Source organism: Oceanobacillus sp. FSL K6-0118 (genome assembly GCF_038006665.1).
Lineage (GTDB): Bacteria > Bacillota > Bacilli > Bacillales > Amphibacillaceae > Oceanobacillus > Oceanobacillus caeni.
Genome location: NZ_JBBOVR010000001.1, coordinates 272201 through 283080 on the forward strand (window position 1 = coordinate 272201; position 10880 = coordinate 283080).

A 10880-nucleotide genomic window follows, 5' to 3' on the forward strand; every position below is an offset into this window, starting at 1 on the left:
TAAAGGTGGTATATTAAGATATAAATATACGGCTCTGAGGTGTAGTAATGAAAAGGAGTAACCGATTAGTTATTTTAACAGAGTATTTTTTGGAAAACCCAAGAAAACATACTCAATTACCTTTCTTCGTGAATCTATGTGATACTACAAAGTCTTCTGTAAGTGAAGATTTAGATATCATTGAGCATGTCCTAAAAAACCAACAACTAGGGTATCTTGAACGGACAACAGGGGCTGGAGGCGGAGTTAAGTATATCCCAGAGGTTTCGTCAAGCAGAAACAAACAATTTATTGAGAAACTATGTCATGAACTAGAGGATCCTAGTCGTATTCTGCCAGGTGGGTATCTTTATATGAGCGATATTTTAGGAGATCCTAAACAAGTGCGAGAAATTGGACGTGTTTTTGCATCGTGTTTCTCAAAATTGGACATAGATGTAGTAGTAACAGTAGCTACTAAAGGAATTCCTTTGGCATATTCTGTTGCTTCTTTCCTAAATGTGCCAGTTGTGATTGTACGAAGGGATCCGAAAGTAACGGAAGGATCTTCAGTAAGTATTAACTACGTATCTGGATCATCAAAAAAAATACAAACAATGGTGCTACCAAAGAGAAGCTTGAAGGAAGGAAGCAATGTTTGTATTATTGATGATTTTATGAAAGCTGGTGGCACGATAAATGGTATGATCAGCTTATTAGAAGAATTTGATGCAAAAGTACAAGCCATTGGAGTCTTAGCGGAAGCTGATGACGATGAAGAAGAAAGAATTGTTACGGAATATACTTCTTTGATAAAAATATCTAATGTAGATCTATTACATAAAACGATTGATGTTCAGAATGGTAATATTTCTTTAGTATAATGGTAGTAGTTTGATTAAAGGTATTCGTCATGTTTTTTATGGATGCTTTAAGTGTAGGGAGAAAGTCTCTAAACCTTTCTGCCTATTACATATTAAGGGAGCCAAAAAGTCTTTAATATTTAAGACTTTTGGCTCCTTTTTTTTGACAGGCAGGAAAGTAAAAAAATCCTTCCCATCTGGAACTCCAATTTTACCCATCCCGCCGTAAAGATTTGCATAAATGCAATTAAGACAACCGCCCAAATGCTTGCTGAATGCCAAGTTTTCTAAAAGTGGAGAGAGGATATTTTGAAAAATAAATAATCTTTTTTCTATTTTTAGCAGGAATTTAATTAATTTTGTTGAATAAGATTAGTAAGTTAAAGGGAAAAGGTGGTGAGACATCATGGAAGTAACCGACGTAAGATTGCGCCGCGTAAACACAGAGGGCAGAATGCGTGCAATTGCATCTATTACATTAGATCAGGAATTTGTCGTGCACGATATCCGTGTTATTGACGGTAATAATGGCTTATTTGTTGCTATGCCTTCAAAGAGAACTCCAGACGGCGAATTCCGGGATATAGCACATCCAATTAATTCTGGAACACGTGCAAAGATTCAAGACGCAGTGTTAGAAGAATACCACCGTGTGGGTGAGGCTGAAGTTGAATATGAAGAAGCAGGAGCTTCCTAAAATGATCAATAAAAGGGGTCAAATCTTTTAAGTAAGGTTGACCTTCTTTTTATTTACTAAAAATCCCCAAAATATTCCCCCCACAAGACAACATTCACATAAATTGGCAACCATATCCAGAAATTGGGCAAAATAGTAAATATCTAATGATATACATATTATCAATATGTTGAAATCAGAACTTGTTTAGGATATATTTTATTATGGAAAATAGTAATAATTGGAGGTATCCTTATGACGAATCGGTATGCTGTGATTTTAGCAGCTGGTCAAGGTACAAGAATGAAGTCTAAGCTCTATAAAGTTTTACATCCTGTAATGGGGCGTCCAATGGTTCAACATGTAATTGACCAATTAACTCCCCTAAATTTAGATGAAACAGTTACAATTGTTGGCTTTGGTGCAGAAATGGTGAAAGATGTAATCGGAAACCAAAGCAAATTTGTCATTCAAGAAGAACAACTAGGAACAGGTCATGCTGTTATTCAGGCAAAATCATTATTACAGGATAAAGAGGGAACAACTATTGTTGTTTGTGGAGATACTCCATTAATCACAAATGGTACATACGAGGCCCTAATTAAACATCATGAAGGGGAAGGTGCGAGTGCTACCATCTTGACAGCTAAGGCGGATGACGCTACTGGATATGGAAGAGTGATTCGTAATGCGGCGAGCGAAGTGGAACGAATCGTTGAACATAAGGATGCAAATGAGGCGGAACTCCAAGTTACTGAAATTAATACAGGTACATACTGTTTTGATAATCAGGCTTTGTTTCAAGCCTTGAAAGAAGTATCCAATGATAACGCACAAGGTGAGTATTATTTACCAGACGTTATTGAAATATTACGAAATAATTCAAAGAAAGTTACTGCATTTATGACGGATAATTTTAATGAAACACTCGGAGTTAATGATCGTGTTGCTTTAGCTAGGGCGGAAAAAACTATGAAACAAAGAATTAATGAAAAACATATGAGAAATGGCGTATCCATTATTGACCCAGAAAACACATACATTCACCCCGAAGTGATGATTGAACCTGATGTTGTTATATATCCGGGTACGATCATTAAAGGTGCATCCATTATAAAAGAAAATGCCGAAATTGGCCCTAATAGTGAAATAATTAATTGTGAAGTAGGAGAATCTACGGTTATAAGACATAGTGTTGCTAGTGATAGTAAGATTGGTAACCGTGTTAACATTGGTCCGTTTGCCCATATCCGTCCAGATTCAACCATTGGACATGGAGCTAAGGTTGGTAATTTTGTAGAAATTAAGAAATCTGTCGTGGGGGAAGGAAGTAAAGCTTCTCATTTAAGTTATGTCGGAGATGCACAAGTAGGAAGCAATGTTAATATAGGTTGTGGTACAATTACAGTGAACTATGATGGAGTGAATAAATATTTAACTACTATAGAAGATGATTCTTTTATTGGTTGTAACTCTAATTTAATAGCACCAGTAACCATTGGAAAAGGTTCCTATGTAGCTGCAGGTTCTACCATTACAAAAGATGTCCCAACTGAGGCACTATCTGTTGCTCGGGCAAGACAAACGAATAAAGAAGGCTATGCATCAAAACTAAAAAATAGAAAAAGAGATTAACGGAGGTTCTAATTCATGTCATCTAATTATACCGATGGTTCCTTGAAGGTATTATCACTAAATTCTAATCCTAAATTAGCACAAGAAATAGCTGATCATATAGGAGTATCTTTGGGGAAATGTACTGTTTCAAAGTTTAGTGATGGGGAAGTACAAATCAATATTGAAGAAAGTGTTCGTGGCTGTGATGTTTACGTTATTCAATCGACTTGTGCCCCAGTTAATCAACATTTAATGGAATTGTTAATTATGATAGATGCTTTAAAACGAGCATCCGCTAAATCAATTAATATTGTAATGCCTTATTATGGTTATGCAAGACAGGATCGAAAAGCTCGTGCACGCGAACCAATAGCGGCAAAATTAGTTGCAAACTTAATTGAAACAGCAGGAGCTGATCGTGTTATATCATTAGACCTACATGCTCCACAAATCCAAGGATTCTTCGATATTCCAATTGATCATTTACAAGGGGTTCCAATCCTTTCTAATTATTTTGAGTCTAAAGGGTTAGATGACGTGATTGTAGTATCACCAGACCATGGTGGAGTTACTCGTGCACGTAAAATGGCTGATCGCCTAAAGGCGCCAATTGGAATCATTGATAAACGCAGACCTCGCCCAAATGTAGCAGAAGTGATGAACATCATAGGGAACATCGAAGGGAAGACGGCAATTTTAATAGATGATATAATAGATACAGCAGGTACGATTACATTGGCTTCAAATGCATTAATTGAACACGGTGCTAAGGAAGTTTATGCTTGTTGTACACATCCTGTGTTATCAGGTCCAGCAATTGAGCGAATTCGGAATTCACAAATTAAGGAATTGGTAGTTACGAATAGCATCCCGCTACCACCAGAAAAGGAAATTGAGAATATAACTAAATTATCTGTAGCACCACTTATTGGAGAAGCGATTATTCGTGTTCATGAACTACAATCTGTTAGTATTCTCTTTGATTAAATATTCGTTATTAGGTACACTTGTATAGGAAGGGAATTTTATCCCACTTTAAACTTCTGGGGAACTCTTCTTTATACATTTTAAAATGTTTAGACTTGCTTAGATAAGGGAATAAATGTATTGGCAATATAATCACTTAGAATATCCAAGGTTTAAGAAAGATGGAATACGTATTTTTAATGTCTAGCGTCATCGCCCAGCAACTAGCAAACTTCACACTTCTTCACTACGATAAGTCAACATCGGTTCGCTTCCAGCTCACCGTGTTTCCTTTATCTCATTGCGAAGTGCTCCAGTTTGTACGTTGCTAACCGGGCGTCTATGCTTTTCTTAATGTATGTTTGATTTCGAAAAAAATTTTGGAGGATGGATAATATGTCAGTGTCATTAAAAGCATCAAAGCGAGAAATCTTAACAAAATCTCAAAATAAAATTCTTAGAGAAAATGGACAAGTTCCAGGTATTGTATATGGAAAAGAGAAGGATCCTCAAACCATATCTGTTGATGAAGTGGAACTAATAAAGGTAATTCGTAGTGAAGGAAGAAATGCTGTTTTATCTTTAGATATTGATTCTGGGGACAAAGTAGATGTGTTGTTTCATGAATATCAAGTGAATCCATTAAAAGGTGAATTAATTCACGTTGACTTTTATATGGCGGATATGTCTCAAGCAATTGATGTTACAGTTCCTTTACGATTAGAGGGAGAGCCGAAGCAAGGTATTCTACAACAACCTTTATTCGAATTACAGGTACGAGCGAAACCTAATGATATCCCAGAAGAAATTACTGTTGATGCATCCGGACTTGAAATCGGTGATACAATCACAGTATCCAACATACCTGTATCGGGTGATTTTGAATTATTAGAGGATCCTGAGACAACTGTTGCAAGTGTATTGGCTCCTGATAATGAAGTATCAGAAGAGCATGCTGAAGAAGTGGAAGCTCAAGAATCAGACGAAGAATGAAGCTTGATATGTAAGAATAAATAAATATAATATATTATTTTGTAACGATAACCCTCCTTCAAGAATCGGAATAACCATTCTTATAGGAGGGGTTATTGTATTTTTTCGCAGGTAGGAAAGTATAAAGATTTTTCCCGTCTAGGGTCTGATTACTCGCCCACCGTAAAAATTTGTATAAGTACAACGAAGGCATTCACCCAAAAGCTTGGAGAACGCCAAGTTTTCTAATCAAATTTCCCAATATAATGAGGTAAGTTAGTGAAATGCTATTTTTAAATAGAAAAAAACTAAAAAAAGGAAATAGGGAAAAATGAAATGTATTGTAGGTTTAGGTAACCCAGGGAAAAAATATGAAAAGACGAGACATAATGTTGGTTTCATGGTTATAGATGAGTTGGCGAATCGTTATAATTGGAATTTAAATAAATCAAAATTTAAGGGAAACTTTTGCGTAGAGCACTTTGAAGGAGAAAAGGTAGTTCTCCTAAAGCCCGAAACATTTATGAATCTTTCAGGTGAATCGATACGAGCCATGATGGACTTTTACAATATGGAACTTGAAAACATAATCGTCATTTACGATGATCTTGATCTTTCTCCTGGGAAAATTAGATTACGTCAAAAGGGTGGTCATGGTGGACACAATGGTGTAAGGAATACAATTGATCACTTAGGGACAAAAGACTTCAAGCGAATTCGTGTAGGTATTGGAAGACCGAAATTCAATATACCTGTTGTAGATTTTGTACTTGGAGAATTTCCAAAGGAAGATGAGGAAGCCATTAAGGCAAGTATTCATAAATCTGCCGATGCTTGTGAAGAATGGCTAAAAGGCAAACCATTTTTGGAAGTAATGAACACATACAACAATTAATAAAAGAAAAGCGCAAGACTTATCGCACAGAGGTGAAGGAAGTCTCGCTACGGCTTTAGCGCTGGAGCTAGACATTTCAGCATCCACAACGGTCTGTACATGTATATTATGATGCAATTAGGTTAAACTTCTTTAATAAGGAATTTGATATTTGAGGAGGAGTTTCTTTGTCAATTGTCTATAATTGCAGACATTGTGGACTAGAGATTGGTAGGCTGGATAATCAAATGATAGATACTTCCTTATTAGGGTTTAATCAATTATCTGCAGAGGAAAAACAAGAGATGATACAATATCGTGATAATGGAGATATCCTTGTACGAACGATTTGTGAGAGTTGTCAAGAAACACTAGGAGAAAATCCACAGTATCACGAGCTTGATTTCTTTATACAATAAAAGAATGCAAGAACAGCTTTGGTTATAGACCAAGGCATTTTTGCGCTTAATTGCAATATAAGAGGTTGTTCAAAAGGAGGATTCATCCTCCTTTTTGAACACGTACGATAAGCGGGGGTATATGATGAAAGGAATTAAACAATATTTACAATCACAAGAAGACATACAATCCGTTATTAACGGAATTACAAGTGGTATGAACGAACAGCTAGTTGCTGGTTTATCTGGTTCCGCAAGAAGTATGCTAGTTTCTGTTATTAACCAATCTATTACAAAACCAGTTTTATTAGTTACACACCAACTTGTACATGCGCAAAGCTTATACGATGATTTGGTCGTATTTGTAGGGGAAGAAAATGTTCATTTATATCCTGTTAATGAATTAATCGCTTCTGAAATCGCATTTTCAAGCCCAGAACTAAGAAGTCAGCGAATTGAGGCATTAACAGAGTGGACGAAAAATAAGTCAGGGATTTTAATTGCTCCTGTAGCCGCTTTAAAGCGTATATTGCCCCCACCAAATTATTGGAATAAATATCAACTAACTTTTACATTAGGCAAGGAAATAGATATAGAAAAATATCTTACATTTTTGATCGATATGGGTTATGAAAGGGCATCAATGGTAACAACTCCAGGTGAATTTAGTAAACGCGGAGGAATTATCGATATCTATCCTCTAACGGAGGAAAACCCCATTCGAATTGAATTATTTGATGAGGAAATTGACTCCATACGTTTCTTTGATGCGGAAACACAACGATCTTTATCCAAACTTGATGAAATTATTATAAAGCCTGTTTCAGAATTACTATTAACAGACGAGGATATTATGGCCGCCGCAGGGAAATTAGAAGATGCCTTAGCTATCTCCTTGAAAAAAATGAAAAAGTCAGAAGTTAAAGAGCATCTAATTGAAACGATGGAAGAGGACATTAGTAGATTAAAGAATATTGAGCGGTTTCAGGAAATGTATAAATATATTGGCTATTTTTATGATGAACCTGCTAGTTTATTAGATTACCTTACTAAAGATGGTTTAGTTATCTTAGATGAGATGAGTAGGGTACAAGAAACAGCGGTGAACTTGGATACAGAAGAAGCGGAATGGTACTCAAGCTTATTAGAATCAGGTAAAATGGTTCAGAATAGTAGATTTTCATATGATTGGCAAACTGTCATGGACAATATGTCACAGCAACGATTGTACATGTCTGTATTTTTACGCCATATTCCAAACACAAACCCACAGAACATTGTTAACCTATCTTCCAGGGTTATGCAAGAGTTTCATGGGCAAATGCATTTATTTAAGAATGAATTAGTTCGTTGGGAAAAAGGGGAGTTTTCAGTTGTTATACTTGCTCCAGATGAACAACGAGCAGAAAAAATCCACTCTATTTTAACGGATTATGATATAGATGCAGCTGTTACAAAGGAATTGAAACTTCCAGTAGAAAAGCCAACGATTACAGTTGGGAATATTAGTGGTGGTATTGAACTGCCAATGCATAAACTAGTATTTATAACAGAGAATGAGTTATTTAAAAAACGTGTAAAACGAGCTAGAAGACAGCAAAAGGTTTCTAATGCGGAAAGAATAAAAAGTTACCAAGAATTAAAAGTTGGAGATTATGTTGTTCACGCAAATCATGGGGTTGGTAAATACTTAGGAATCGAAACATTAAAATTAAACAACCTTCACAAAGATTTTATGCTTATTCGTTATTCCGGTGATGATAAGTTATATGTCCCAATCGATCAGATCGACCTTGTACAAAAATATGTCGGGGCAGAAGGGAAGGAACCAAAGCTTTATAAGCTTGGTGGTACAGAGTGGACAAAAGTAAAGAGAAAAGTCCAGTCAAGTGTGGAAGATATAGCGGATGATTTAATTAAGCTTTATGCAGAAAGAGAATCGAGAAAAGGTTATGCCTTTTCAAAAGATACCGAAATGCAACGGGAGTTTGAAGCTTCCTTTCCATACCAAGAAACAGAAGATCAGTTAAGATGTATAGCAGAAATTAAACAAGACATGGAAAAAGATCGTCCAATGGATCGTTTGTTATGTGGGGACGTAGGTTACGGGAAAACGGAAGTTGCCATACGTGCGGCTTTTAAAGCCATTATGGATGGAAAACAAGTGGCCATTTTAGTGCCAACGACCATCTTAGCACAACAACATTATGAAACGATCAGAGAGCGTTTCCAAGGATATCCAATTAACATAGGTTTACTAAGCAGGTTCCGTACAAGAAAACAACAAACCGAGACCATTAACGGAATGAAAAAGGGTACGGTAGATATCGTTATTGGCACACATCGAGTATTATCTAAAGATGTTGAATTCCGAGACTTAGGTCTGTTAATAGTTGATGAAGAGCAGCGTTTTGGGGTAAAACACAAGGAAAAGATTAAACAAATAAAATCAAATGTAGATGTTTTAACACTGACAGCCACTCCAATTCCAAGGACATTGCATATGTCCATGCTTGGGGTTCGAGACCTTTCTGTTATTGAAACGCCACCGGAAAACCGCTTCCCTATTCAAACCTACGTAGTGGAATATAACCCGATATTGGTAAGGGAAGCAATTGAGAGGGAAATGGCTCGTGGCGGGCAAATCTTCTTCTTATATAATCGAGTGGAGAATATTGATAAAATAGCTAGAGATTTAGGAATGCTAGTACCGGAAGCAAGAGTTGGCGTTGCTCACGGGAGAATGACAGAAACAGAATTAGAAAATGTTATTGTTAGCTTTTTAGAAGGGGAATATGATGTTCTTGTTAGTACCACGATTATTGAAACAGGAGTGGATATCCCCAATGTAAATACATTAATTATAAGTAACGCAGACCGCATGGGCTTAAGTCAGCTTTACCAATTACGAGGCCGAGTTGGTAGATCTAATCGTGTGGCATATGCATATTTTACGTATCAGAAAGATAAGGTATTAACGGAAGTTGCGGAAAAGAGACTTCAAGCAATAAAAGAATTTACTGAATTGGGTTCCGGATTCAAGATTGCAATGCGCGATTTATCAATCCGTGGCACAGGGAACTTACTTGGCTCACAACAACATGGATTTATTGATTCTGTTGGATTTGATCTGTATTCCCAAATGTTGAAAGAAGCAATTGAAGCTCGAAAAGCAGGAAAAGACGAAGAGAATATTAAGCCATTCGAACCTGAGCTTTCCCTTAAATTAGATGCGTATATACCAGATGAATATATAAATGATGAAAGGCAAAAAATCGAGATTTATAAACATTTCAATACCTTGGAAACAGGTGAGGAAATAAGTGAATTAAAGGAAGAATTAGTTGATCGCTACGGGGATTACCCAATAGAAGTAGAAAATCTATTTATCGTTTCCGCACTAAAGATGCATTCTAAGAAGGAAAAAGTAGAATCTATCTCAGAAAAAAATAATAAAATTACACTACTCGTAAGTGAAGATAGAAGTCAAGCAATTGACGGGTCAAAATTATTTGAACTAGCAAATCAGTTTGGCCGAAATGTCCAATTAGGAACGGAAAATAATAAGCTTAAGATTACCGTTAAATATACGGATAAAACAAAGGAAAGATATAAAATAGTTGAGGACTTCATAAAAAAATTAAATACAGTGGATAGAAATGGCTAAAAAATTGGTAGGTAATGTATAGTTCTTATTGAGTTGTCTTATACTAAAATCACACCTGGTGGTTATAGAACATCCCGAACATATTTTACAAACGGAAGTAATTGTAATCATCATAGAAAGTGAGGCTACTCAAATGAAAGCAACAGGTATCGTTCGTCGAATTGATGATTTAGGAAGGGTGGTAATTCCTAAAGAGATTAGAAGAACTTTACGGATTCGTGAAGGTGATCCATTAGAGATTTTCGTCGACCGAGAAGGCGAGGTTATACTGAAAAAATATTCACCAATTAATGAATTGGGGCACTTTGCTAAGGAATATGCTGAAGCACTATTTGATTCATTACAAGTTCCAGTACTCATTTGTGACCGTGATGAAGTTATTGCGGTTTCTGGTGAGTCTAAGAAAGATTACTTAAATAAGATTATTAGCTCCGAAATAACAAAGATAATTGAAAACCGTACAAAGGTATTTGAAACAGAAGTAAAAAGTTTAGAAATCTTAGATGGGCATGAACAAGAAATAGACTCTTATTGTGTAAATCCTATTATAGCGAATGGTGACCCGATTGGTTGTGTACTCCTATTTACAAAAGAAGGAAACAAGCTTACCAATGTAGAACAGAAGTCAGCAGAAACTGCTTCAAGCTTTTTAGCAAGGCAAATGGAGTAGAGCAAAATGAGCAAAAATCAGCTTAATCTGGTTTTTGCTTATTTTTAGCAGTGAAATTATAAAAATTCCCCTTGCCTGAAAAAGTACAACTAAGATATAAGTAAGTCAAATGTTCGGTCTACTAATTTAATAAATAAATGATAAAGGTAACTGTGCTATAATTAAAATGGAAATACGAACAATAGAGCTAATAATTAC

The 10880-nt window shown here is 35.9% G+C and carries 9 protein-coding genes; all 9 read left to right on the plus strand.

Going from position 1 to position 10880, the window contains the following annotated elements; translation table 11 throughout:
• Positions 1-47 precede the first annotated feature (47 nt).
• The 9 genes from purR to spoVT all read left to right on the plus strand — a co-directional run bounded on the left by purR (position 48) and on the right by spoVT (position 10682).
• Positions 48-863: a pur operon repressor gene (purR, locus tag MHI02_RS01320; protein WP_047186897.1), complete on the plus strand. Its 816-nt coding sequence runs from the start codon at positions 48-50 to the stop codon at positions 861-863.
• A gap of 385 nt (positions 864-1248) precedes the next feature.
• Positions 1249-1539, plus strand: a complete 291-nt coding sequence (spoVG, locus tag MHI02_RS01325) for a septation regulator SpoVG (RefSeq protein ID WP_047186898.1) — start codon at positions 1249-1251, stop codon at positions 1537-1539.
• A 234-nt stretch (positions 1540-1773) separates the two neighbouring features.
• On the plus strand, positions 1774-3153 hold the full coding sequence (gene glmU / locus MHI02_RS01330; RefSeq protein ID WP_047186899.1) for a bifunctional UDP-N-acetylglucosamine diphosphorylase/glucosamine-1-phosphate N-acetyltransferase GlmU: 1380 nt from the start codon (positions 1774-1776) through the stop codon (positions 3151-3153).
• A gap of 15 nt (positions 3154-3168) precedes the next feature.
• A complete protein-coding gene (locus tag MHI02_RS01335) occupies positions 3169-4122 on the plus strand; it encodes a ribose-phosphate diphosphokinase (RefSeq protein ID WP_047186900.1) in 954 nt (317 codons plus the stop codon).
• A gap of 375 nt (positions 4123-4497) precedes the next feature.
• Positions 4498-5094, plus strand: coding sequence for a 50S ribosomal protein L25/general stress protein Ctc (locus MHI02_RS01340; RefSeq protein ID WP_047186901.1), 597 nt, complete (start codon positions 4498-4500; stop codon positions 5092-5094).
• Positions 5095-5404: 310 nt separating this feature from the next.
• Complete coding sequence (pth, locus tag MHI02_RS01345; RefSeq protein ID WP_047186902.1) at positions 5405-5968, plus strand: aminoacyl-tRNA hydrolase; 564 nt, start codon at positions 5405-5407, stop codon at positions 5966-5968.
• Positions 5969-6135: 167 nt separating this feature from the next.
• Positions 6136-6366: an anti-sigma-F factor Fin family protein gene (locus MHI02_RS01350; protein ID WP_047186903.1), complete on the plus strand. Its 231-nt coding sequence runs from the start codon at positions 6136-6138 to the stop codon at positions 6364-6366.
• A 124-nt stretch (positions 6367-6490) separates the two neighbouring features.
• The gene (gene mfd / locus MHI02_RS01355) at positions 6491-10012 is read left to right on the plus strand and encodes a transcription-repair coupling factor (RefSeq protein ID WP_341165588.1); all 3522 of its coding nucleotides are present in this window, start codon (positions 6491-6493) and stop codon (positions 10010-10012) included.
• A 133-nt stretch (positions 10013-10145) separates the two neighbouring features.
• A complete protein-coding gene (gene spoVT, locus MHI02_RS01360) occupies positions 10146-10682 on the plus strand; it encodes a stage V sporulation protein T (protein ID WP_047186905.1) in 537 nt (178 codons plus the stop codon).
• Positions 10683-10880: the final 198 nt, after the last annotated feature.

What these genes read in the sequence shown, in the direction of transcription:
- MHI02_RS01340 (WP_047186901.1), top strand. Translation starts at nt 4,498, where the DNA reads ATGTCAGTGTCATTAAAAGCATCAAAGCGAGAAATCTTAACAAAATCT.
- spoVT (WP_047186905.1), top strand. Translation starts at nt 10,146, where the DNA reads ATGAAAGCAACAGGTATCGTTCGTCGAATTGATGATTTAGGAAGGGTG.
- spoVG (WP_047186898.1), top strand. Translation starts at nt 1,249, where the DNA reads ATGGAAGTAACCGACGTAAGATTGCGCCGCGTAAACACAGAGGGCAGA.
- mfd (WP_341165588.1), top strand. Translation starts at nt 6,491, where the DNA reads ATGAAAGGAATTAAACAATATTTACAATCACAAGAAGACATACAATCC.
- purR (WP_047186897.1), top strand. Translation starts at nt 48, where the DNA reads ATGAAAAGGAGTAACCGATTAGTTATTTTAACAGAGTATTTTTTGGAA.
- glmU (WP_047186899.1), top strand. Translation starts at nt 1,774, where the DNA reads ATGACGAATCGGTATGCTGTGATTTTAGCAGCTGGTCAAGGTACAAGA.
- MHI02_RS01335 (WP_047186900.1), top strand. Translation starts at nt 3,169, where the DNA reads ATGTCATCTAATTATACCGATGGTTCCTTGAAGGTATTATCACTAAAT.
- pth (WP_047186902.1), top strand. Translation starts at nt 5,405, where the DNA reads ATGAAATGTATTGTAGGTTTAGGTAACCCAGGGAAAAAATATGAAAAG.